Genomic DNA, 20,887 nt, shown 5'->3' on the forward strand with positions numbered 1-20,887 from the left:
CGAGGAGCCGCCATGTCCGACCGCCCCACCGAACTGCCCCGGCGTACCGTCGCCAAGGCGGCCGCCGTCGCCGGTTTGGCCGTCCTGTTCGGCACCGGGGCCGCCACCGGCCGGGCCGGGGCCGCGACCCGGATCGGGCCGCGCACCCTGGACGTGTCCGTGAACTCCGCCGCGCTGGGCCGCAGCGGGGTGGTGCGGCTCATCCTGCCGTCGGGGTTCGACACGCAGCCGACGCGGACGTATCCCGTGCTGTACCTGCTGCACGGTGCCCACGACGACTACACGTCCTGGACCCGGGAGACCGACATCGAGGCCTTCACCGAGGGCCGGGACCTGATCGTGGCGATGCCGGAGGCGGGTCCCACCGGCATTCCCACCGCCTGGCGCGACGGGCCGGACTACGAGACCTTCCAGGTGACGGAGGTGCCGGCGCTGCTGCGCGGCAGGTACCGGGCGTCCGGCGTGCGGGCCGTCGCCGGGGTCTCCACCGGCGGGTACGGGGCCATGGCGCACGCCGCCCGGCACCCGAGGGCGTTCGCCGCCGCGGCCTCCTACAGCGGCATCCTCGACACCACCGCGCCCGGCGTGCCGACCATCATGGACGCGATCGTGGCCCGCGAGAACCTGTCCTTCCACTCCCTCTGGGGGAACCCGATCCTCCAACTCCTCACCTGGCGCGACTTCAACCCGCGGGCCCGCGCGGAGGGGTTGCGCGGCAGCGCCCTGTACGTCTCCAACGGCAGTGGACTGGGCGGCGGGAGCGGTGACCCGCTGCCCGGGGCGCTGGAGAGCGCTCTGTGGCCCTCCGCGCACAGCTTCACGAACACGCTCGCCCGCCTGGGCGTGCCGGTCACCACGCACTTCTACTCGGGAGGGGGCCACGACTGGGCCTACTGGAAGGGGGAGTTCGCCGCGTCGTGGCCGATGCTCGCCCGTGCACTGGGTCTGCCCGAGTGATGTCGGAGCCGGCCGGGCACGGAACGGAGCGCAGGGACCGTTCGTCCAACATAGGACGTCCCACTCGCCCCACGGGCATCAGCCCACGGGCGAGCCGCTTCCGGGTGAAAGGAGTGTCCGCGATGGCCTTCCCCGCCCCGCGCGGTGTGCCGGCCGGCCCCGGAGCCCCGCCGGTACCACCGGATCTGGCCGATCTGCTGCGCGCCGACCTCGAAACCGTCGCCGACGAGGTGGAGGAGCAGGTCCGCAGACAGGTTCCCGAGTACGCCCGCCCGGGCGACGGGGACTACGGACGCCATCTCAGGGCCGGGGTGGTGCAGGCGTTGACGCTGTTCGTCGACCACATCGCCGACCCACGCGGCCGGGGCGACGCGATCGCCGCGACGTACTACGAACTCGGGCGCGGCGAGGCCCTGGAGGGGCGCAGCCTGGACGCTCTCCAGTCGGCGCTGCGCATCGGAGGGCTGTACGCCTGGCGGCAGCTGGGGCGTACGGCGGAAGAGGTCGGGCTGGACTCGGCGGTCGTCGCGGCCCTGGGCGAACTCGCCTTCCAGACCGTGCACGAGGTCGCGGAGGCGGCGGCGGCCGGTTACGCGGAGGCCCGCTCGCACAGCGGCGACGAGCTGGAACGGCGTCGCAGACGCCTGCTCGACCTGCTGCTGGGCGAGGGGCCGGTGCCCCTGGAGGCCGTACAGGATCTCGCACACGGGGCCCGGTGGCCGGTGCCTCGGCAGGTCGCGGTCGTGGCCCTGGCGGCCGGCCCCGACCAGCGGGCCGAGGAGCGGCCACTGGCCGCCGCGGGCGCGCTGGTGGACATGGAGTCGCGACCACCGCGCATGCTGGTGCCCGATCCGGACGGGTCCGGTCGTTTCGGCGGCCGGGCCTTCGCGCTCGCGTTGCGCGGCCGCCCGGCCGCGGTCGGCCCGACCGTGGCGGTCACCGAGGCGGGGCGCTCGCTGCGCTGGGCCACCCGGGCCCTGGGCCTGATGGGCCGCGGGATCCTGCCCAGGCAGGGTGTGGTGCGCTGCGCCGACCACCTGTCGACGCTGCTGCTGTACGGCGACGAGCCGCTGCTCGCCCAGTTGCAGGCGCGGGCCCTGGCGCCGCTCGACACGGTCTCGGCGGGGCAGCGCCCCCGGCTCGCCGAGACCCTGCTGGCGTGGCTGCTCAGCGGCAGCAACGTCCCCGACGTCGCCGCCCGGCTCCACATCCACCCCCAGACGGTCCGCTACCGCCTCAGGCAGCTGGAGAAGCTCTTCGGGGACGCCCTGCACGATCCGGACACCAGGCTCGACCTCGTGCTCGCGTTGCGCGCGGAGGCACTGCGGGAGCAGTCGGCCGACGATCGATAAAATCATCTTCGAAAGGGATGCTCATACGGGCGCAAAAATCCGAGGCAATTCCATAATCCTCTGCATAACACTCGGCAGGAAAAGCGAATACGTTCGGGACCGTTCCTTTTCGCAGGCGCTCCCCGCGCCCCGCACACAGAGGATTCCCCCATGCGTATCCGCTTGTGCCTCGCCGCGCTCTCACTCGTCGGCGGGGCCTCACTGGCCACCCTCACCGCACCCACGGCAACTGCCGCCGCCTGCACCGACCTCGACGTCGTGGCGGCCCGCGGCACCTTCGAGCCGGGCACGCTCGGCTTCATCGTCGGCGACCCGGTGTATTCCGCACTGCAGAAGAAAATCACGGGCAAAACCCTGTCCAGCTACAAGGTGAACTATCCCGCGGACCTTTCCCTGACCTCCGCCGCCCAGGGAAACACGGATCTGGTGAACCACGTCAAGAGCCAGGCCGCCGCCTGCCCGAACCAGCGCTTCATTCTGGTGGGGTATTCCCAGGGCGCGAACGTCGTCGACAACTCCATCGGCATCAGCAGCGCGGGCGCGGTGGTCGGCAGCCCCATCGTGGCCACCATCCCGGCCGCCCTCGAACCGAGGGTCGCCGCCGTGCTCCTGTTCGGCAACCCGATCCGGGCCATCGGCAAGAGCGTCACCGGCACCTACCAGAGCCGCACCATCGACTTCTGCGCGAAGGGCGACCCGGTCTGCGAGAACGGCGGGGGCGACGTGGGCGCGCACCTCGGCTACACCGCCAACGCCGACGCGGCAGCCACCTTCGCCGCCGGCAAGGTCTGACCGGGGAGTCGGAGCCGCACGAACCTGAGACGCGAAGCCGGAGCCGAATGACCGTGGGCCCGGGAGGATTCCTCCCGGGCCCACGGCTGTGCGGGTGGTCCTAGACGGGGTTGCGGGCGAAACGACCCAGGTGGGTGGAGACGGGCTCGGGGCGGCCGTCGTTCTGCTCGGGCGCCGCGGTCAGCACGTCGAGATGCTGGTAGCCGTCGGCGATCACGGCGTTCAGCTCGGGCGGGACCCGGCCCGCCAGCAGCCCGTCACCCGCGAGGACCGTCAGCGTCGGGTTGGCGGTGAGCCCCTCCGGGTGTACGACGAGCCGCTTCACCTGCGGTGACGTGGCGAACTGGATGTCGGAGACCAGCTTGGTCGGGAAGTACTGCTCCGTGAAGTCCAGCGGCTGCTGCGCCAGGCTGCGGGCGAGCTCCCGGATGTCGGTGACCTCCTTGCCGGCACCGGTGAACGGCGTGCCGTCCGCGGACCGGTATCCGGGGTCGTCGGCGTCGCCGACACGGTCGTAGTTGCGCCAGGTGTACAGCGGCCCGTCGGGGCGGTCCGGGATGGCCTTGTACTCGGTGCCGAAGAGCCCCGGCTGCTCCTCACTGCCGTTGGCGGCGGGGAAGTTCTTGTCGACGACCGGCCCGCCGTCGAAGAAGCCGACGCTGCTCTGCAGGAACGCGAGCGGTACGGACTGGTCGTCCATCAGCGCTCCCAGCACCGCCGCGTTGGTGAGCCGGAAGTCCTTCACCGAGGGTGAGCCGGAGAGGAAGGTGGCGGTGTCCTTGGAGAACAGGAAGCGGTTGGTGGCGTCGATGTTGACGCCGGCGGGCAGGTAGTCCGGCAGGTCGGCCTCGCGGTCGGGATCGGCGACCGCGCCCATCCCGGCGATGGCGAGCAGGGTCATCGTCTCCGGGTTGAGCAGCACCGGGGCGGACAGCGAGCGGGGCAGCACCCCCGTGTCGAGGCCGGCCTGTGTCCCCAGGTAGCCGAGGCCGAGGTCGGGCAGGTTGGTGTCGTCCGGGATGCTGCCGCTGAGGTCGGCCAGCGAGGTGGAGACGGTGGTGTCCAGGGCGAAGTAGCCGGCGCACTGGTTGAAACCGGCGTCCGCCTTCGTGGTGCGGTCGCCGTCGAAGTCGGCGGCCGCGAAGTAACCGGTGATCACGCCGCCCAGCGAGTGACCGCCGCACAGCACCTTCTGCTTGCGCAGCCTCTGGTCGGGCAGTTCGGCGGCGAGCAGGTCGTACTGGTCACGGACGGTCTGCTCGATGCCGAGCCTGGCCATCCAGCCGAGGCGGTCGTTGGTGACGTACCCGGCGAAGGTCCGGCCCTGGACCTGCTTGCCCCGGTAGTAGTAGTCGACGGCCGCGTGCTGGTCGCCGGAGGCGATGCCGGTGCGGTCCTCCAGGCAGTTGGACCGTCTGTCGAGGGCCCAGAACTCGATGTGGCTGCCCTGTTCGGCGGCGCGCGCCACGGTGTTGCGGGCGACGCTGTCGAATGCCCCGGCGCCCTCCAGGATGCCCGGCTGGGCGACCAGGATCCGGTCGGCGTCGGCCGAGGCCGCGGGTCCGTCGGAGGCGCGGTAGCGCAGGTACGACAGCCAGTCGCACGCCGCCGGACGCGCCCCGGCGGACGCGGGCAGCGGCACCTTGACCCGCACCAGCGACTCGGTCACCCCGGCCACGGGGGACGTCGACGCGACAGGCGTCTCGGTCCGCTCGGTGCCCGCCCGTGCCTCGCCCGGTGTGACGGCGGTGAGTGCTGCCGCGGACAGCAGCACCGCCGCCGCGGCGGTGCGCCACGTTTTCTCTCTGCTGCGACTCAGATTCATAGCCGGACGGTAGGGCCGTGAACGCTCCGCGCTCAGGTGGTGCTCACGGGAACGCAGCAGCTCGCGATGGCTTTGTCATGGGGGAACAGCAGCCAGCGGGACCCCCGTGCACAGAACGGGGGTCCCGCTGGGGGTCTGGCTATGTTCGGCTTTCGACGCCTCAGACCCGTAGGCGCTTCTCAGCGCTTGAAAACGTCCTTCATCTTCTCCTTGGCCTGCCGGGCGTCACCCTTCGACTGCTCGGTCCGGCCCTCGGCGGTCATCCGCTCGTTCCCGAGCACGCGACCGACCGTTTCCTTGGCCTTGCCCTTGGCCTGCTCCATCTTGCCCTTGGACTTCTGGTTCCCGGACACGTTCCACCACTCCAAGCCGCGTGTGACTGCGCCTGACACGACTGCGGGTAGCCGCCCTCCCGATTCTCAAACGCGGACCTGGTCCCGGCCCCGGTGGCGCCGCAGCCGCCACACGTTGTCCTCGCGGAAGCCCACGGCCCCCTGGGGGGAGACGCACTCCTTGCGCACCGCCGCCATGGTCTCCACACTCCAGTCCGCCTCCGGCAGCGCGAGCTCGGCGAGCGTGCCCTCCAACGTGGGGAAGTCGGCCTCGAAGGGCGGTTCGCTCTGCCACGACGGCCAGCCACCGTGCATGACGATCAGCAGCGTGCCGCCTGCGACGACCGCGTCGGCGGCCTGCCGCAGGACCCGCTCCCGGGCCAGGGGCACCGGGGACTGCAGGAACTGGGCGTTGACCAGGTCGAAGGAGCCCTGGGGGAACGTCGCGCCCAGCTCGTGCCGCTCCCATGTCGTGCGGTCGCCCACCCCGGCCTCGGCGGCGTGGGCGGCGGCGCGTTCCAGAGCCGTGGGTGAGATGTCGACGCCGGTGACCTGCCAGCCGCGCGCGGCCAGCCACACAGCGTCGGCTCCCTCGCCACAGCCGAGGTCCAGGGCGGCACCCGGTGTCAGGTCGCTCGCCTCCCGTACCAGGAGCGGATTGGGGCGTCCGCTCCAGACGCGGTCGCTGTCCCGGTAGCGGGCCTCCCAGAAGTCCGCGGCCTCGGTCGGCTGGGTCGTGGGGTGGGGCGGGTGGGTGTGAGTCATGCCGCCCAGCCTGCGCCCGGCCGAAGCGACAGGCAAAGGGAGTTGCCGGTACGGCAAAATCAGGTTCGCCGTACCGGCTGTCACTCCGGCGCCGCCGACTTCCGGTCCGGCGTCCCGGAGTCCCTGCTCCGGGCCGCCGGCCCCTTACTCGGCCGCGGTGCGGCCCACGGCCGTCTTCACGTCCGTCTCCACCTCCTGGCGCGGCCGATGCTGCTCCTTCGCGTATTCGGCCATCGCGGAACGAATGTCGCGATCGAGGTCACGCCAGGCACGCCAGGCGGTCTCGTACGTGGTGGTCTGCTTCTTGGACCACTTGTGCTCGGCGGGCGGCCCGTATGCGTGGCGCAGGTCATCGACCCGATGGTGCGCCTGGTCCGCCGCGCGCTGCTTCTCCACGAGCTCTTCGAATGCGTGTCCCACGTGAAGTGATCGTAGGCACGGGACCGCCTTTCCGCGCGTCGAGCCGGACGGGCCTACACGGCACTGCGCCTGGCGCGCCGCAGCAGTACGAAGCCGGAGATCAGGAGCATCGCGCCGGCGGCCGCTGGCCACAGCTGGGCGCCGGTGTCGGCCAGTGATCCACCGGCCGTCTGCGGCTCGGTCCCGGCGCCGGCCGGGGGCTGCGCCACGGCTCCCGTGGTCGGGCTGTCGGAGGCACCGGCGTCCGCCTGGCTCTCCAGGTCGTTCGACCATGCCTCGGGGAGGGGGGCGGAGTCGCTCTGTGCGGGCGTGGGCGTGGCGTAGACCTTGGGCTCGTCGGGCTTGTCAGGCTTGTCCTCGGCGGGTGCGGTGGTCGGCTCCTCCTCGGGCTTCGCCTCGCCGTTGTCGTTGCCGTTGTCGTTGCCGTTGTCGTTGCCGTTGTCGTCGTTGTTGCCGCCGTTGTCGTTGCCGCCGTTGCCGGTGTCGTTGTTCCCGCCGTTGCCTCCGTCCGAGGGGGCGGGGGTCGCCGTCGGCTGCTCGGTCGGCTCGTCGGAGGGCTGCTCGGTCGGCTCGTCGGTCGGCTCCTCGGTCGGCTCCTCCTGCGGGTCCTCCTGCGGGTCCTCACCGTTGCCGGGATCCTGCGCGCCGACGCCGCACTGGCGACCGTCGTTGATGCAGTCGACCATCTCCCCCATCAGGTCCTCGTCGAAGACGTTGATGAAGTCGCCGTGGTCGGTGACGGGCTTGTGCAACTGCTCGGGGAAGGAGTCCACCGCGAAGAGCGGGGTCGTCCGGCCGCCGTCCTGGAGGCTCGGCGCGTCGACGTCGTAGACGATGCGCTGCACCAGCTGCGGAATGGCCTTGAATCCGGCCGGGCAGGCGCCGTCCGCCTGCGCGAACGCCACGTGGGTACGGTGGTTGGCGCTGTCGATGTTGCGTCCGTCCCAGCAGCTCTGGAACTTGAAGGTGCGCACCACGTCACTGCCCTGCGGGCACAGCGGGTACCGGTCCTTCAGCTGCCGGTCCTCGAACCCGGTGCAGCTCCAGGACGCGTTGGCGTTGGCGGTGCCGTTGACGAACGCCTTGGCGTCGCCGGTGATGATGCGCAGCAGCCGCGGCATGGCAGTGACCTCGCCACGCGGACTGCCCTCGAAGGTGAGGGTGACCTCCTGCGGCGTGACGATCTCACCGGCGTTGCCCTCGATGCCACCGCCCGGGGAGTTGGCGTCCTGCTCCTGCGTGCCGTTCTGCAGGCGCAGCACCGGCCAGTAGTACGTCGACTTGTCGCCCTGGTCCTCGCAGCTCGTGTCGGCGTTGGCGAGGTCGTCGTCGCTGGCGAAGGCGTCGTTGGCCTGGTTGCCGATGTAGTCGTGGAAGTGGTGCGCTCCGTTGGAGACGCCCGGCGCGACGATCACGTTGTCCGAGTTGAACAGGCCGTTCTCGTTCACCCCGCAGCTGGTGGCGAAGGTGCCGGTGGAGGCGCCCTGCTGCGGGGCCGCCGCACCCGCGTCGGGCTGCACGGAGGTGATGTCGATGTAGTCGGCGGCGACCGGGCCGTTGCCTGCCTGGCCGCCGTTGCCCTGTTGCTGGGCGTCCTCGCCCTGATCCTGGCCGTCGCCCTGGTCCTGGCCGTCACCCTGCTGCTGGTCCTGCTCACCGGTCTGCTCACCGGTCTGTTCGCCGTTCTGCTCGGCGGTCTGCCTCTCCGGCACGCGCAGCACGCAGGCGGCCAGCGTGTCGAGTCCCTCCGGACGGTCCCCCACGCTGTCGATCGCGGCGGCGATGCGCTCGATCGTCTCGGCCCGGTCCTCCTGGAGCGGGTTGACGATGTCGTTCTGAGCCTGCCCGCTCCCGGCCGGGTCCTGCAGTTGCTGGTACGCCTCCGCGATCTGCTGGTCGAGGAGGGCGAGTTCCCTGTCGACGTCAGGTCGTGCCTGCTCCGGGACGGTGGTCAACTGGGCACCGACGTCCGGGCAGTCGATCGTCGCGGCGCCCAGGACCCGGGCGCCGCCGGACCCCGCATCCGGCTCACCGCCTTCGGTCGCCGAGGCGTACACATTGACCGCCATCAGTCCCCCACCGCCCAGCATCAGTGCCACTGCGGCGGAGGTCGCACGTCGTGCGCCTGTCGGGCGTCTGCGCCTGTTGTGTCCCACGGAAGTACTCCTGCGCGTCTTCTGGGCGTCCGGGCATGGAAATCCCCCGGCCCTATACGGACGCGGCACACGGGGTGTTCAATCCACCCGGAAATTGACAGCAACCTCGTAGGAAGACCAGGACGTAACGGCACGGTGGGCGTCTTCGGGGGTACTCGTGAAGCCCACACTCCTGCGAGCGAAGGGAAGCGAGCCGTGCCCCTGCGAGAGGAATCAGCGAACACCGGCCTCGGCGATCTCGAACCCGGCACCACGCAGCGCGCGCAACTGCGCACCCGTATCGGGGACATCGCCTGGACCGCCCTGTGCGCCGTGCTCGCCCTCTGGGCGATCTGGAGCGCCGTGGGCCTGGCGCGAGGCGCGACGGCGTGGGCGTACTGCGCGGTGGCCTGGGTGCTGTTGGCCGTGGCACTGGGCCTGCGCGTCGTCGCGGTCCGGCGCAGGACCCGGATCCGGCGAGGGCTGTGACCGTGGAGAAGGTCGCGGCTCCTTTCTCGCCAGACACTTATGGCTGCAGTACGTCCTGTCGGTCCTGGTGGCCGCCGCGGTCATCATGGTGCTCTTCCCTGGCGACTCGGCACTGTCGGTGGTGGCGCGCACGGCGGTCACGTCGCTGGGCGCGTTGGTCGTCCTGATCGTGGTGCGCTCCCGGGAGAAGCGCGCGACCGGAGGTTCGTCCGGCGACGTCGTGTCCCTGGACACCAGGCTGCGCGAGGGCGACGTACCGGAGGCTCCCGAGGAGCGGGAGGCGATGCGTGCGCTGGTCGAGCAGCGGCTGCACCGCACCCGGCACCGACGGGCCGCGCTCGCCTTCCTGGGGGTGATGTCCGGCGGCATCGTCGTTCTCACCGCACTGACGTCGGGTCCCCGCGCGAGTGCGGGCCTGGCCGTGTTCTCCCTGGCCTTCCTGGCGTGGATCTTCGGTTACGGCAGGGTCCAGATCCGTCGCCTGCACCGGATGCGGGAGGCTCTGGCCCCGCGGGAGGCACCCGCCCCGCGGGCCGTCGAATGAGCCCGGTCGCGTCGGGCACTCGGAGCACGGCACGCATCCACATCCCTGGGAGCACTCATGAGTCTTCTGCGTCTGACCGGCCGCCCGCTGCTCGCCTCCATGTTCGTCGCCGGCGGCCTGAATTCACTCAAGGATCCCGAGGCGGTGGCCCCCACGGCCGAGCCCGTGGTCCAGCCGGTCACCGAACGCGTCGCGGCACTGCCGGACCGTACCGAGCAGGTCGTACGTCTCAGCGGAGCCGTGCAGGTGGCGGCGGGCGTCCTGCTCGGCATGGGGCGGGTCCCGCGGGTCGCCGCCCTGGCCATCGCCGGCACCCTCGTGCCGACGACGCTGGCCGCGCACCGCTTCTGGGAGGCCGAGGACCCCTCGGAGCGCGCCCAGCAGCGCATCCAGTTCCTGAAGAACCTCTCCATGCTCGGTGGGCTGCTCATCGCGGCGGACGACACCGCCGGGCACGCCGCCTGGTGGCGGCGGGGCCGTCACACGGCCCATGACCTGCGGCGCGAGACCCGCCTCGTGGGCCGTTCGGTACGGGCGACCGCCGGCCCCGCGCGGGCGGCCGGCCGGCTGCGCGCCAAGCTGCCCGCCTGACCGTCCCGCGGTCGGCTCGTGCCGCCGCTGGATCGGCCGTCTGGATGCCGAGTCTTCGGGTAGTCGGACGGGACACGTTTTTTCGCACGCGCCGCCCGGGACCTCCCGGGCGGCGCCGATCCGTCAGGGGGTTGGGATGAGGCGTCTGGCGCATTGGCGCGGCCGTTCGTCACGGGAGATGGCCGCGCGGCGCGCACGTCACCGGCGCGCGCAGTTGGGCGTGGCGGCGGACATCGCCATCACCGCGCAACGCAAGGCGCTCGCGGCCCGTCTGGAGGCCGCCGGTCACGAGATGGGCGGTGAGCGGCGGCTGCTGCGCGGGCGGGTGAGCGTCCAGGACGTGCTGGAGTACGCCCGCCAGCACTTCGGCCTCACCTCGGTGGCGCCGGAGCAGGCGGCCGCCGTGCTGCGTACACGGTACGAACTGCGGGGCGGGCACCGGGATCTGGACACCGACGCCTACGCCGTGACGGTCCGTTCCGGGGTCGAGTCCGGACTCGAATCCGGGGTCGAAGGGGTCGGGCACCTCGGCCAGGCCGGGAAGGCCGGAGCGGCCGGGCAGGCCGAGGGGACCGGGGAACTCGCCGGGTGACCGGCGGCGCTGTGAGGCGGTTCCGTGGCCGAGCGGTGCCGGGCGGGTCGTCCTGACGACCGCGCCCGGCACCCTGCCGGTCACCGGGTCACGACGTGCCGCTCGTCGGGGACGCAGTGGGTCATGGTGAGGCCCTCGACGTCACGCGGGGGGTTCTTGCCGAGGTTGGCCAGCCGTTCGCGGTCCTCGTCGGTCAGGTCCTGGGAGGCCAGCGGCTCCAGGTGCGAGACGTCGTCGGGGCTGATGCCCAAGGCGTCACCGACCCGCAGACCGAGGTCGTTCTCGACCAGCAGGAAGTGCCAGACCATGCGCTCCTGCACCGCCCGGTCGCACTCGGCGAGCAGGTCGCTGAAGTTCTTGACCAGGTCGTCGCGTTCCCACTCCTCCAGCAGCAGGTAGCGCTGGCCCGCCTGCTGGTAGTCGTTGGTGCGCGGGATGCGCTTGCGGGTGAGCCGCCCCCGGATCTCCGGGCCCTGCTCGTCGTGCGCGGGGTACCGGCCCTCGCGCAGCCCGCCCCTGATCGAGGGCTCGTAGTTCACGTCGGCCGCCTCGCCCCCGCCGTCGACGTGATACGTCATCAGGCCGTCGCGCTGGTTGGTGCGCACCTCCGCCTGCTTCGCCTGGTTCACGGGCACTTGGAGGTAGTTGGGGCCGACGCGGTAGCGCTGAGTGTCGCTGTAGGAGAACGTGCGCCCGATGAGCATCTTGTCGTCGGAGAAGTCCAGGCCGTCGACGAGGACGCCGGTACCGAAGGAGATCTGCTCGTTCTCCGCGAAGAAGTTCTCCGGCATCCGGTCGAGCACCATCTTCCCGACCGGCCTGGGCGGGAAGTCCTGCTCGGGCCAGGTCTTGGTGTCGTCCAGCGGATCGAAGTCGAGCTCCGGATGGTCGTGGTCGTCCATCATCTGGACGAGGAGTTCCCACTCCGGGTGGTCGCCGCGCGCCACCGCCTCGTACAGGTCCTTGGTGGCGTGGCCGAGGCCCTGCGCCTGCACGTTCGCGGCGTCCTCCTCGGTCATGCTGCGCACGCCCAGCTTGGGCATCCAGTGGTACTTGACCAGTACGGTCCGGCCCTCCTCGTTGACCCACTTGTAGGTGTTGACGCCGAAGCCCTGCATGTGGCGGTAGTCCGCCGGGATGCCGCGCGGGCTGAACAGGTTGACCAGCATGTGCATGGACTCGGGCGTCTGCGACATGAAGTCGAAGATGCGCCGGGGCTGCTGCTCGAAGGTCACCGGGTCGGGCTTGAGGGCGTGGATGACGTCCGGGAACTTGATCGCGTCCCGGATGAAGAACACGCCCAGGTTGTTGCCGACCAGGTCCCAGTTTCCGTCCTCCGTGTAGAACTTCACCGCGAAGCCGCGCGGGTCACGGGCCGCCTCGGAGGAGTCACGGCCGCCGATCACGGTGGAGAAGCGGACGGCCAGGTCGGTGCGTTTGCCCCGCTCCTGGAAGAGCTTCGCCCGGGTGAAGCGACTGATCGGCTCGTCACCCCAGGTTCCGTACGCCTCGAAGTGGCCGTACGCGGTCACACCCCGGGCGTGGACGACCCGCTCCGGGATCCGCTCCCGATCGAAGTGGCTGATCTTCTCCAGGAACTGGTAGTTCTCCAGGGTCGCGGGTCCGCGGGCGCCGACCGTGCGCTGGTTCTGGTTGTCGTAGACCGGGTGGCCCTGTCGGTTGGTGAGCACCTTCCGGTCGTCGTCCGGAGCGGGCCCCATGCTCGACACGTCCGTCATGTTCGTGGGCTCCTTCGACTCGTGGCTGCCGTGACGCGAGATCCGGCCGCGTGGCAGTCGGCACGGGTCGGTCACGGCCGTGCGACCGCCCGAGTACCCGGCCCGGCGCGTCAGTCACACCGACCGGGGGCCCTGTGAGCCCGAGCCCATCAGCACGCTGATCGAGCTCCACGAGCGCGTGAACGGCGGTGACGCCTGACGGACACCGCCGCCACGCCGACCCGCACCGTCCTCGAGCGATTAGGAGAAGCGCTTCGACGCACAGCCTTTCGAACTCGATTGAGGTTCCATGCGGATTAGCCCATTCTCTCCGTCGTCAGGTTGCGCTAGGCTCCCGCAACGTGTCGAAGCGCTTCGACGATGACGCCTTCGGCATGGGGGACGGACTTCGACTCAATGGAGAGTTCTATGCCGAGTTCAACCGGATTCACTCGCCGCCAGGTCATGACAACCTCCGCGGCCCTCGCCGTCACGGCGTTGTCCATCCCGACGGCCGCTCAGGCCGCCGCCCGGTCCACTGGTTCCGCCGCATCGGCGTCCGCGCTGGACGTAGTCGCAAACATGCAGCCCGGCTGGAATCTGGGCAACAGCTTCGAGGCGATCGGCGCCGACGAGACCGCGTGGGGCAACCCGCGGGTGACCCAGGCGTTTTTCCGCAGGCTGAAGGCGCAGGGCTTCAAAAGCATCCGGATCCCGGTGACCTGGGGCCAGCACGAGGGCCCGGCGCCGACCTATACCCTCGACCCGGTGTTCCTGGCCAGGATCAAGCAGGTGGTCGACTGGGCCTTGGCCGATGGTTTTTACGTTCTGATCAACATGCACGGCGACGCGTGGCAGTGGGTACCGAACATGCCGACCCAGCATGACGCGGTCCTGGCCCAGTACACGGCCACCTGGCAGCAGATCGCGGCCACCTTCCGGGACGAGCCGCGCCGACTGCTTTTCGAGAGCATCAACGAGCCCTTCTTCACCGGCAGCTCCGGCGATCAGCAGAACGCCGTTCTGATGAACGAGCTCAACACGACATTCCACTCCGTCGTGCGCGCGACCGGCGGAGGCAATGCCGACCGCCTGCTCGTCATGCCGACCCTCGGGGACACCCCGGATCAGCCCAAGATCGACACCCTGCTCGCCACCTTCTCCGCGCTCGACGACCCCAACCTCGTGGCCTCGATCCACTACTACAGCTTCTGGCCCTTCAGCGTGAACCTCGCCGGCTACACGACCTTCAACGCGGCCACCCAGCAGGACCTGACCGACACCTTCGACCTGCTGCACAGGGCCTTCGTGGCCAAGGGGATCCCGGTCGTCGTCGGTGAGTACGGGCTGCTCGGCTGGGACTCCGGCCCCGGCACGGTCGAACAGGGCGAGACGCTCAAGTACCTCGAGTATCTCGGCTACTACGCGCGCTACCGGGGCTTGACCACGATGCTGTGGGACAACGGCAGTCGCTTCAACCGCCGCACCCTGCAATGGAACGACCCGAGCCTCTATGCGCAGATACGTTCCAGCTGGACCGGGCGCTCCGGCACCGCGTCCACCGATCAGCTCTTCGTGCCCAAGGGCAGGACCCCGACGGACGCGACGATCACGCTGAACCTCAACGGCACCAGGCTGCTGAGGATCGATGTCGGCACCCGCCCCCTGATCCGGGGCGTGGACTACACCGTCAGCGGCAACACGCTGACGGTCGCAGCGGCGACGCTCAGCCGGCTGACCGCGTCGCAGGAGTACGGCACGAATGCCGTCCTGTCCCTCCGGTTCACGGAAGGAATTCCTTGGGCCGTCAACGTCATCACCTATGACAAGCCGGTGCTGACAGGTGCGATGGGTACGACAGCCTCGCTGGTGATACCCACCGCGTTCAACGGCGACAAGTTGGCGACCATGGAAGCCGTCTATGCCGACGGCACCGCCGCCGGTCCGCAGTCCTGGACGACGTACAAGCAGTTCAATGTGGCCTTCACGCCGGACTACACCGCAGGCACGATCACCTTGCCGACCGCGTTCTTCGACAGTGTCACCGACAACACCACCGTGACCCTCACCTTCCACTTCTGGAGCGGGGCGATCTTGACGTACACGCTGACCAGGTCCGGCACCGCGGTCACGGGCACCTCTGCCTGAAACGGGTCCATCAGGAATGAGGCGATATCTCAGGTGGTGAGTTCGGCACGTTTCTCGTAGCAGGTCAGGGCGGCGGCGAGGCCGAGGAAGGCTAGGAGGTGACTAAGACCGCGGTCCGCAGTTGGGTGTCGACGCCGCTTTGGTGGTGTCCTTGCCCGCGGTGTTCTTGTAGCTGTAGGTGAGGTCGATCACGCGGTCGCGGTTGTCGTATGTGTAGACGGTCTTTCCGCCTGCGGTGCCCGAGGTGGTCACCGGCTAACGTCGCGAAACGGCCCGGCGGCTGTCACTTCCTGGCCCCGCCGGGTTCCCCGCTGATGGATGCCTGGTAGGCATCGGCGTAGGTGGGACAGTCCTTGATCAGGTCGTCGCAGAACGCGGCGACGTCGGTGCCGATGAGTTCCAAAACTCCCTTGCCCGCGGCGACGCCCTCCTCGAAGAAGTCGACGATTCCAGGCAGGAGGGGCCCGTCGGACAGGCTGACCGGTCCGACCTTGAACAGGTACTTCTGCATCTCCTTGTAGACGATCTGGTAGTCCGGCGGGAGTGCCTTGACCCGGGCAACGTGGGCCCGCCACTGTTTCTTGCCTTCGATGATGTCTTGGATGCTCACGTCAGCCTCCCAGTCGGCTCAATTTCCTTGCGACGTTCCTGTTCAACTGCTCGCGCCACCGGTCGCGATGAGTCCGGGCCCCTGCTCCGCCGGCCAGCGCCGTGCAGAAGCCCCGGATGTCGTCACCGAGCACCTCGTGGACGATCTGCCCGTCCGCTGCCGACATTTCGAGCAGCCCCAGGGCGGAGTCGAGGATCGGTGTCAGGTTGCGGCCGGTGAAGTCCCCGTAAGGGAAGAGGTGGGCGACGATCTGGCACCACGCGTCCCGGTAGTCGTCCGGAAGGGCCTCGGCCCGGGCTCCGAACGCCTTCCAATCCCTGGTGAGATCGCTGCCCGTGGCCTTCTCCCAGAAGTTCATCTCCCGCCCTCCTTGAGCATGTCGATGCGTGATGAGAGGTACTGCCATTTCGCCCAGAACTTTGCGAGTTCCTCGCGGCCGGCGTCGTTCAGCGCGTAGAACTTGCGCGGCGGACCGACCCCGGATGGACGTTTCGTCACCTGGACGAGCCCGTTCCTCTCCAGCCGCAGCAAAATCGTGTACACCGTCCCCTCGATGACGTCGGCGAAGCCGAGCTCGTTCAGCCGGCGAGTGATGGCGTACCCGTAGGTTTCCTCGCTGCCGATGATTTCGAGCACGCACCCTTCGAGCGTGCCCTTCAACATCTCCGTCAGGTCGTCCATCGCGGGTGCTCCTCAACCCCCTGCCAGTACTATGTGGTACCAGGTACCGCTATACGGTATCACCGAGTAGTGGAACGGCGACGTCTCTGTTGGACGCAATCCCGGCCGACTCGTCCGGCGAAGGACCGGGTTCCGTCGAACGCTGCACCCCGGTCATCGGTTGAGCTGACGGGGCCGACTGCTGTCGGCCTCACCTGCCCTGTCCGGCGCCGTCCACGACATCCGCGCGGCCCGCGAACACGGCATCCTCGACACCCTCGCCGGCGTCGGCATCCCGTGCTGGGCGGACAAGGCCTACCGGGGCGCCAGCGGCACGATCCGCACCCCGTACCGAGGCCGGTGGGAGACCCTCTCCACCGGCCAGAAGGCGGTGAACCGGTCCCACGCGAAGATCCGCGCCCTCGCCGAACGGGCCGTCGCCACCCTCAAGTCCTGGCGGCTGCCGCGCAAACTGCGGTGCTCGACTATCCGGAGTGGAGATGCGAGCCGAGGAGGCAGCGCGGCGTTGGCTGGCTGGTCAGGGCGTCAGCCAGGTGCGCGACGGGTGGGTGAGGCACCAGAAGCCGGATGCGTTGCTCACCGCCAACCAGGTGGCGCACTCCTGGGCTGGTGATGTGTTCGCCGAAGACCTGGATGCAGCCGACCATGTGTGGTTGGCCTTCGGGCTGCTGGACCTCCTCGACGACTACCGGGTCACGTGCGAGCTTTGGTTCGCGATTGCCGGCACTCGGGCACCTGGTCCGGGGTCCAGGCGGCGTGCCCGCTACCGGTCTCCCGCTACCGGTCTCCCACTACCGGTCTCCCACTACCGGTCTCCCACTACCGGTCTCCCACTACCGAGCTCCCACTACCGGGCTGCCTGCCACAGTTCGCGGCTGTCGCACAGGTGTGCGTTCATGTTGCGCTCCATCATGCGCAGCGCCGCGTCCGCGAGGTCCTCGTGGATGGGGGCGACCGCGTCCCGGGGGACGGTCACCTCGAGGTGACGGATGTGGGCGTCCAGGGCCGAGTAGAGGACGCACTGCTCCGTGACCTGGCCGCACAGCACCAGACGGTCGATGTCCAGCTGTCCGAGCAGATAGCTCAGCGGGGTCTCGAAGAAGACCGAGTGGCGTGCCTTGAGGACGAACAGGGACGTGTCGTCCGGCTTGAGCGGCTCCACGAGGTCGGCATGGGGCCCCGCGAGGGCTCGGTCGAGGACCTCTCCGTGGTGCGAACGCCACTCGCCGAAGTTGTCGTTGACGTACACGACGGGCACGTCGTTCTTCCTCGCACGGTCGAGTAGCCCCGCGATGTTCGGTACGACGGTTCGCACCGACGGCAACAGCAGTTCGGCGTCGTCGTGGTCATAGGTGTTGATCATGTCGATGACGATCAGTGCGGTCTTGCCCATGGTCACAGGTTCGCAGCCTTCGACGCATGCCGCACGGAACGGAAGCCGTGCCTCAGATCCGGTGGCCCTGCGCCGTCAGCCAGCGGTGGACGGCTTCCTTGTCCGCCGGGGTGATGCGGACGGAGCCCTCGACATACGGCCCCTCGTCCTCGTTGAAGGCTGTGTCGGTGACCCTTGCCGTGACCCAGTGGGCCAGGTCCTGGGCGGACCGGTCCGACAGGGAAACCCGTCCCCAGCCGCTACGGGCCTCGCGGGCCGCGGCACCGTCGTGCCGCTCGGTCTCCTCCAGCCACGCCGGTACGAGCCGCTCGACGACGCGGCGGTCCTCGTACGAGGCGTGACGCTGCTCGTCCTTGCCGGTCATACGAGCCGAGTGCCCGGAAACGGGCCGGTGAACGATGCCGCGGCGGTCCCTGACGGCGTTCGTGTCGATGACGACGCGCCGGGTACCCGGGTGCCCCGGCGAACCGCACACAAGGGGGCAGCGATGACGCCGCACGCGGACGACAACACCTTCGATCAGCCCGCCGGCGTGGCGGAGCTGCGTCTGGCGACGGGAGATTCCGAACTCCTCCAGCCGAAGGGTGTGCTCGGGGAGGACCTGCCCCTGGACCGCAATCAGGCGATCCTGCAGGCCGCCAAGCAGGTCGGCTCGATCCTGAAGCGGAAGGGGCACGCGTTCGCCCTCGCGGGCAGCGTCGCCGTGTACGCGCACGGAGGCACCCAGAACCTCCAGCACGACGTGGACTTCTGCTTCCGTCCTGAAGACGCGAAGGCCGTGGCCGAGACCCTGCGCGAGGCCGGGCTGCCGGTACACGCGCCACCGGAGGACTGGCTGCTGAAGGCCAGCTGTCTGGGCCAGCAGGTCGACCTGATCTTCGAGCTCGCGCACCAGCCCGTCACCTCGGAGCTGCTGGAGCGGGCGCAGGAACTGTCGGTCGACTCGGTGTTCATGCCGGTGCTGTCGCCGACCGACCTGGTGCACAGTCTGCTGGCCGCCTTCTCCGAGCACCACTGCGACTTCGGGGCGGTCCTGCCGATCGCCCGCACACTGCGGGAGCGGGTCGACTGGGAGTCGGTGCGTCGCGCCTGCGGCGACGATCCGATGCCGGACGCGTTCTTCTACTTCCTGGAACGGCTCGAGGTCATTCCCCCGAGGCCGAAGGAGGGACGGTCATGAGCGGACCGGGCACGGGACCCGAGCGCGAAACCGGCCGGAGCACGGAGAACGTCGAGTACCGCGTGGCCCACCTGCGCGACCGGCTCGCCGCGGAGGAACTCGGTGAGCTGGGCGTACGGGCCGAGATGCGGGCCGGATCCGTCGTGGTGACGGGCACGGTGCCCTCCGCCCAGTGCCGGGAGACCCTGCTGCGGACGGTGCGCGAGGAACTGGACGGGCTCGCCGTGCACACCGACGTCGTGGTGGCCGAGACCGCCTCCCCCGACCATGCGGAGGACCTGCCATGATCCGTGTCGCCGCCGTGGGTGACATCCACATGGGCCTGGACAGCCAGGGCCTGCTGCGGCCCGCCTTCGACACCCTGCCCGAGTGCGCCGACCTGCTGCTGCTGGCCGGCGACCTGACCCGGCACGGCACCCCGGAGGAGGCCCGGGTGGTGGCCCAGGAGGTACGGGGGCTGCCGGTCCCGGTCGTCGCGGTCCTCGGCAACCACGACCACCACGACGAGCAGCCCGAGAAGGTCACCGCCATCCTCCAGGAGGCGGGCGTGACGGTCCTGGAGGGCGAGCAGACCGTCGTGCGGTGCGGCGACACCCGCGTCGGCATCGCCGGCACGAAAGGCTTCGGCGGCGGGTTCGTCGGACGCAGCGCGGGCGAGTTCGGCGAGCCGCTGATGAAGGAGTTCGTGCGCTACACGCGGCGCAGCGCGGACTCCCTGCACAGCGCGCTGCGGGAACTGGACGAGGAGGGCTGTGAGGTGCGGGTCGCCCTCACCCACTTCTCCCCCGTCGCCGACACGCTCGCGGGTGAGCCACCGGAGATCTTCCCGTTCCTCGGCAGCTACCTGCTGGCGGAGGCGATCGACACCGCCGGCGCCGATCTCTCCGTGCACGGCCACGCCCACATGGGCACCGAGCACGGGATGACGGCGGGCGGCGTGCGGGTGCGGAACGTGGCCCAGCCGGTCATCCGGCGGGCCTTCAACGTGTACCAGCTGCACGCCGGCTGAGGCGGCCGGCTCCGGCCACGGGTGCCGGCCGGACGCCGACCGGCACCCGGGCGGCGTCCGCCCACCGGCGGACGGTCACAGCGTGGCCGACGTGTGATCCTGCCACGCCCGGTCCCGTACGTCCGGGCGCAGCAACACCTCGGCCGCCGTGCACGCCAGCGCCTCCGCCGCCGCCACCATCGCCCGTCGGCCCCGCTCGGACGCCGCCGCCTCGGCGAACTCGGCGGTGTGGTCGGAGCCCTCCGGATCCATGATCGCCACGAAGGGATGGATGGCGGGGACCCGACCGCTGACGTTGCCGATGTCGGAGGAGCCCAGGTAGACACCCGGTTGCGGGGGCGTGATCCCGATGCCCGTGCGGGCCAGGTGGCCCGCGAACCGTTCGGACAGCACCGCGCTGTCCCGGGAGTGCTCGTAGCGCGGTGTGGCGCGTTCGACGGTGACCGTCGTTCCGGTCGCCCGGGCCACGCCCTGTGCGCAGGTCAGCAGTTCGCCCGCCAGGTCCTCCAGTGCGGAGGTGGTCGCGGCGCGCAGGCCGAAGAGGCCCTCCGCGTACTCGGGGACGATGTTCGTCGCCCGGCCGCCGTCGGTGACGATGCCCTGGACGTGCGAGCCCTCGGGCAGTCGTCGGCCGACCACGGCGAGGGTGTTGAACAGCTGGATCAGGGCCGCGAGGGCGTCGACGCCCTCGGTGGGGTTGCCGGTCGGGTGCGCGGCGCGTCCGTGGAAGCCGACCCGGTACTGGGCCTGCGCGGTCAGCGGCGCCCACCGCCAGCTGTACACGCCGGGATGGAACATCAGCGCGGCGTCGACGTCGTCGAACAGCCCGGCCTCGACCTCGGTGACCTTGCCGCCGCCGCCCTCCTCGGCGGGCGTGCCCACGGCCCACACGCTTCCCGCGTCCGCGGGCAGGACGGACCGGACGGCGAGGGCGGCGCCCAGTCCGGCGGCGGCGATGAGGTTGTGGCCGCAGGCGTGTCCGAGGCCGGGGAGGGCGTCGTACTCCAGGAGCAGAGCCACCGCGGGCCGTCGGCGCGCGCCGGAGCGGGCCACGAAGGCGGTGGGGAGCCCTGCGACGCCCCGCTCGACGGTGAAGCCCTCCCAGGCGAGTTCGCCGCAGAGCAGGGCCGCCGCCCGGTGCTCCTCGAAGGCGTACTCGGGCTCGGTGTGCAGGGTCAGGGCGACGTCCCACAGCCGCTCCGCCCTGGCGGCCACCGCCCCGCGCACTCGGGTGAGCACCTCGTCCAGAGCGTCGGTCACGTCGGCCTCCCGGGGCGTCGTACGCCTGTGTCCAGGGGCGGGTTCCAACGATCGTGCCCGTCGAACCCTCCTGATCGCGGGGTGCCGAGGACTC

At 70.3% G+C, this 20,887-nt stretch carries 24 protein-coding genes and 1 pseudogene; 12 read left to right on the top strand and 13 right to left on the bottom strand.

The features are described from left to right. Positions 1–12 precede the first annotated feature (12 nt). The 3 genes from AQJ84_RS32250 to AQJ84_RS32260 all read left to right on the top strand — a co-directional run bounded on the left by AQJ84_RS32250 (position 13) and on the right by AQJ84_RS32260 (position 3,101). A complete protein-coding gene (locus AQJ84_RS32250) occupies positions 13–957 on the top strand; it encodes an alpha/beta hydrolase (RefSeq protein ID WP_030042694.1) in 945 nt (314 codons plus the stop codon). 122 nt (positions 958–1,079) lie between these two features. Then, positions 1,080–2,309, top strand: a complete 1,230-nt coding sequence (locus AQJ84_RS32255; protein ID WP_053190376.1) for a PucR family transcriptional regulator — start codon at positions 1,080–1,082, stop codon at positions 2,307–2,309. A gap of 150 nt (positions 2,310–2,459) precedes the next feature. Continuing rightward, a complete protein-coding gene (locus AQJ84_RS32260; protein WP_053190377.1) occupies positions 2,460–3,101 on the top strand; it encodes a cutinase family protein in 642 nt (213 codons plus the stop codon). Positions 3,102–3,201: 100 nt separating this feature from the next. Here AQJ84_RS32260 and AQJ84_RS32265 read toward each other — a convergent pair whose 3' ends face one another. The 5 genes from AQJ84_RS32265 to AQJ84_RS32280 all read right to left on the bottom strand — a co-directional run bounded on the left by AQJ84_RS32265 (position 3,202) and on the right by AQJ84_RS32280 (position 8,512). Beyond that, positions 3,202–4,926 (bottom strand): hypothetical protein, encoded by a 1,725-nt coding sequence (locus AQJ84_RS32265; protein WP_051870108.1) that lies wholly within the window; start codon positions 4,924–4,926, stop codon positions 3,202–3,204. Positions 4,927–5,105: 179 nt separating this feature from the next. After that, the gene (locus AQJ84_RS41575; RefSeq protein ID WP_078632179.1) at positions 5,106–5,279 is read right to left on the bottom strand and encodes a CsbD family protein; all 174 of its coding nucleotides are present in this window, start codon (positions 5,277–5,279) and stop codon (positions 5,106–5,108) included. Between the two features lie 66 nt (positions 5,280–5,345). Beyond that, positions 5,346–6,023, bottom strand: a complete 678-nt coding sequence (locus AQJ84_RS32270; protein ID WP_030042696.1) for a class I SAM-dependent methyltransferase — start codon at positions 6,021–6,023, stop codon at positions 5,346–5,348. A gap of 144 nt (positions 6,024–6,167) precedes the next feature. Continuing rightward, complete coding sequence (locus tag AQJ84_RS32275; protein WP_030042697.1) at positions 6,168–6,443, bottom strand: hypothetical protein; 276 nt, start codon at positions 6,441–6,443, stop codon at positions 6,168–6,170. A 53-nt stretch (positions 6,444–6,496) separates the two neighbouring features. Continuing rightward, positions 6,497–8,512, bottom strand: coding sequence for a DUF1996 domain-containing protein (locus tag AQJ84_RS32280; protein WP_053190407.1), 2,016 nt, complete (start codon positions 8,510–8,512; stop codon positions 6,497–6,499). 282 nt (positions 8,513–8,794) lie between these two features. Between AQJ84_RS32280 and AQJ84_RS32285 the strand changes: the two genes are divergently transcribed. The 4 genes from AQJ84_RS32285 (at position 8,795) to AQJ84_RS32300 (ending at position 10,794) form a co-directional block, all read left to right on the top strand. After that, entirely contained in the window at positions 8,795–9,067 is a 273-nt protein-coding gene (locus AQJ84_RS32285; protein ID WP_030042699.1) for a hypothetical protein, read from the top strand. Positions 9,068–9,134: 67 nt separating this feature from the next. Continuing rightward, a complete protein-coding gene (locus AQJ84_RS32290; RefSeq protein WP_225877345.1) occupies positions 9,135–9,611 on the top strand; it encodes a hypothetical protein in 477 nt (158 codons plus the stop codon). A 57-nt stretch (positions 9,612–9,668) separates the two neighbouring features. Then, a complete protein-coding gene (locus tag AQJ84_RS32295) occupies positions 9,669–10,202 on the top strand; it encodes a DoxX family protein (RefSeq protein ID WP_030042700.1) in 534 nt (177 codons plus the stop codon). Positions 10,203–10,380: 178 nt separating this feature from the next. Next, positions 10,381–10,794, top strand: a complete 414-nt coding sequence (locus tag AQJ84_RS32300; protein WP_051870109.1) for a hypothetical protein — start codon at positions 10,381–10,383, stop codon at positions 10,792–10,794. 80 nt (positions 10,795–10,874) lie between these two features. Here the strand turns inward: AQJ84_RS32300 and AQJ84_RS32305 are convergent, their stop codons facing one another. Then, complete coding sequence (locus AQJ84_RS32305; RefSeq protein ID WP_030042702.1) at positions 10,875–12,533, bottom strand: catalase; 1,659 nt, start codon at positions 12,531–12,533, stop codon at positions 10,875–10,877. 444 nt (positions 12,534–12,977) lie between these two features. Between AQJ84_RS32305 and AQJ84_RS32310 the strand changes: the two genes are divergently transcribed. Then, complete coding sequence (locus tag AQJ84_RS32310) at positions 12,978–14,660, top strand: cellulase family glycosylhydrolase (RefSeq protein ID WP_225877346.1); 1,683 nt, start codon at positions 12,978–12,980, stop codon at positions 14,658–14,660. Between the two features lie 102 nt (positions 14,661–14,762). Here AQJ84_RS32310 and AQJ84_RS43255 read toward each other — a convergent pair whose 3' ends face one another. Genes AQJ84_RS43255 through AQJ84_RS32325 form a run of 4 tightly spaced genes read right to left on the bottom strand, consistent with a single transcriptional unit; the run spans position 14,763 to position 15,951 of the window. Further along, on the bottom strand, positions 14,763–14,912 hold the full coding sequence (locus AQJ84_RS43255; protein WP_157874924.1) for a hypothetical protein: 150 nt from the start codon (positions 14,910–14,912) through the stop codon (positions 14,763–14,765). A gap of 31 nt (positions 14,913–14,943) precedes the next feature. Beyond that, positions 14,944–15,270 carry a DUF1048 domain-containing protein gene (locus tag AQJ84_RS32315; RefSeq protein ID WP_030042704.1) on the bottom strand — a complete coding sequence of 109 codons (327 nt, stop codon included), beginning with the start codon at positions 15,268–15,270 and terminating at the stop codon, positions 14,944–14,946. A 1-nt stretch (position 15,271) separates the two neighbouring features. Beyond that, a complete protein-coding gene (locus AQJ84_RS32320) occupies positions 15,272–15,628 on the bottom strand; it encodes a DUF1048 domain-containing protein (protein ID WP_030042705.1) in 357 nt (118 codons plus the stop codon). Continuing rightward, positions 15,625–15,951 carry a PadR family transcriptional regulator gene (locus tag AQJ84_RS32325; protein ID WP_030042706.1) on the bottom strand — a complete coding sequence of 109 codons (327 nt, stop codon included), beginning with the start codon at positions 15,949–15,951 and terminating at the stop codon, positions 15,625–15,627. The genes AQJ84_RS32320 and AQJ84_RS32325 overlap by 4 nt, the downstream gene beginning before the upstream one ends. 172 nt (positions 15,952–16,123) lie before the next feature. Here AQJ84_RS32325 and AQJ84_RS41580 point away from each other — a divergent pair. Continuing rightward, a pseudogene (locus AQJ84_RS41580) lies at positions 16,124–16,423 on the top strand (transposase family protein); the annotation flags it as partial. A gap of 375 nt (positions 16,424–16,798) precedes the next feature. On the opposite strand, the gene AQJ84_RS32330 reads toward AQJ84_RS41580, so the two are convergent. Together AQJ84_RS32330 and AQJ84_RS32335 are read right to left on the bottom strand one after the other, a co-directional pair. Next, a complete protein-coding gene (locus AQJ84_RS32330) occupies positions 16,799–17,344 on the bottom strand; it encodes a cysteine hydrolase family protein (RefSeq protein WP_030042707.1) in 546 nt (181 codons plus the stop codon). Positions 17,345–17,396: 52 nt separating this feature from the next. Then, the gene (locus AQJ84_RS32335) at positions 17,397–17,708 is read right to left on the bottom strand and encodes a hypothetical protein (RefSeq protein WP_030042708.1); all 312 of its coding nucleotides are present in this window, start codon (positions 17,706–17,708) and stop codon (positions 17,397–17,399) included. A gap of 123 nt (positions 17,709–17,831) precedes the next feature. Here AQJ84_RS32335 and AQJ84_RS32340 point away from each other — a divergent pair, with 123 nt between their 5' ends. From AQJ84_RS32340 to AQJ84_RS32350, 3 genes are read left to right on the top strand one after another with little or no spacing between them, the layout of a single operon-like run. After that, the gene (locus AQJ84_RS32340) at positions 17,832–18,524 is read left to right on the top strand and encodes a nucleotidyltransferase domain-containing protein (RefSeq protein ID WP_030042709.1); all 693 of its coding nucleotides are present in this window, start codon (positions 17,832–17,834) and stop codon (positions 18,522–18,524) included. Further along, the gene (locus AQJ84_RS32345; protein ID WP_030042710.1) at positions 18,521–18,811 is read left to right on the top strand and encodes a BON domain-containing protein; all 291 of its coding nucleotides are present in this window, start codon (positions 18,521–18,523) and stop codon (positions 18,809–18,811) included. Before AQJ84_RS32340 ends, AQJ84_RS32345 begins: the two co-directional genes overlap by 4 nt. After that, on the top strand, positions 18,808–19,533 hold the full coding sequence (locus AQJ84_RS32350) for a metallophosphoesterase family protein (protein WP_053190378.1): 726 nt from the start codon (positions 18,808–18,810) through the stop codon (positions 19,531–19,533). The genes AQJ84_RS32345 and AQJ84_RS32350 overlap by 4 nt, the downstream gene beginning before the upstream one ends. Before the next feature lie 75 nt (positions 19,534–19,608). Here the strand turns inward: AQJ84_RS32350 and AQJ84_RS32355 are convergent, their stop codons facing one another. Continuing rightward, positions 19,609–20,793, bottom strand: a complete 1,185-nt coding sequence (locus AQJ84_RS32355; RefSeq protein ID WP_030042713.1) for an amidohydrolase — start codon at positions 20,791–20,793, stop codon at positions 19,609–19,611. Positions 20,794–20,887 lie beyond the last annotated feature (94 nt).

Source organism: Streptomyces resistomycificus (assembly GCF_001514265.1).
Lineage (GTDB): Bacteria > Actinomycetota > Actinomycetes > Streptomycetales > Streptomycetaceae > Streptomyces > Streptomyces resistomycificus.

Excerpts from the sequence above, each read along its gene's own strand:
- AQJ84_RS32250 (WP_030042694.1), top strand. The coding sequence starts at position 13 with ATGTCCGACCGCCCCACCGAACTGCCCCGGCGTACCGTCGCCAAGGCG.
- AQJ84_RS32255 (WP_053190376.1), top strand. The coding sequence starts at position 1,080 with ATGGCCTTCCCCGCCCCGCGCGGTGTGCCGGCCGGCCCCGGAGCCCCG.
- AQJ84_RS32260 (WP_053190377.1), top strand. The coding sequence starts at position 2,460 with ATGCGTATCCGCTTGTGCCTCGCCGCGCTCTCACTCGTCGGCGGGGCC.
- AQJ84_RS32265 (WP_051870108.1), bottom strand. The coding sequence starts at position 4,926 with ATGAATCTGAGTCGCAGCAGAGAGAAAACGTGGCGCACCGCCGCGGCG.
- AQJ84_RS32270 (WP_030042696.1), bottom strand. The coding sequence starts at position 6,023 with ATGACTCACACCCACCCGCCCCACCCCACGACCCAGCCGACCGAGGCC.
- AQJ84_RS32280 (WP_053190407.1), bottom strand. The coding sequence starts at position 8,512 with ATGGCGGTCAATGTGTACGCCTCGGCGACCGAAGGCGGTGAGCCGGAT.
- AQJ84_RS32295 (WP_030042700.1), top strand. The coding sequence starts at position 9,669 with ATGAGTCTTCTGCGTCTGACCGGCCGCCCGCTGCTCGCCTCCATGTTC.
- AQJ84_RS32300 (WP_051870109.1), top strand. The coding sequence starts at position 10,381 with ATGGCCGCGCGGCGCGCACGTCACCGGCGCGCGCAGTTGGGCGTGGCG.
- AQJ84_RS32305 (WP_030042702.1), bottom strand. The coding sequence starts at position 12,533 with ATGACGGACGTGTCGAGCATGGGGCCCGCTCCGGACGACGACCGGAAG.
- AQJ84_RS32310 (WP_225877346.1), top strand. The coding sequence starts at position 12,978 with ATGACAACCTCCGCGGCCCTCGCCGTCACGGCGTTGTCCATCCCGACG.
- AQJ84_RS32320 (WP_030042705.1), bottom strand. The coding sequence starts at position 15,628 with ATGAACTTCTGGGAGAAGGCCACGGGCAGCGATCTCACCAGGGATTGG.
- AQJ84_RS32325 (WP_030042706.1), bottom strand. The coding sequence starts at position 15,951 with ATGGACGACCTGACGGAGATGTTGAAGGGCACGCTCGAAGGGTGCGTG.
- AQJ84_RS32330 (WP_030042707.1), bottom strand. The coding sequence starts at position 17,344 with ATGGGCAAGACCGCACTGATCGTCATCGACATGATCAACACCTATGAC.
- AQJ84_RS32335 (WP_030042708.1), bottom strand. The coding sequence starts at position 17,708 with ATGACCGGCAAGGACGAGCAGCGTCACGCCTCGTACGAGGACCGCCGC.
- AQJ84_RS32340 (WP_030042709.1), top strand. The coding sequence starts at position 17,832 with ATGACGCCGCACGCGGACGACAACACCTTCGATCAGCCCGCCGGCGTG.
- AQJ84_RS32345 (WP_030042710.1), top strand. The coding sequence starts at position 18,521 with ATGAGCGGACCGGGCACGGGACCCGAGCGCGAAACCGGCCGGAGCACG.
- AQJ84_RS32350 (WP_053190378.1), top strand. The coding sequence starts at position 18,808 with ATGATCCGTGTCGCCGCCGTGGGTGACATCCACATGGGCCTGGACAGC.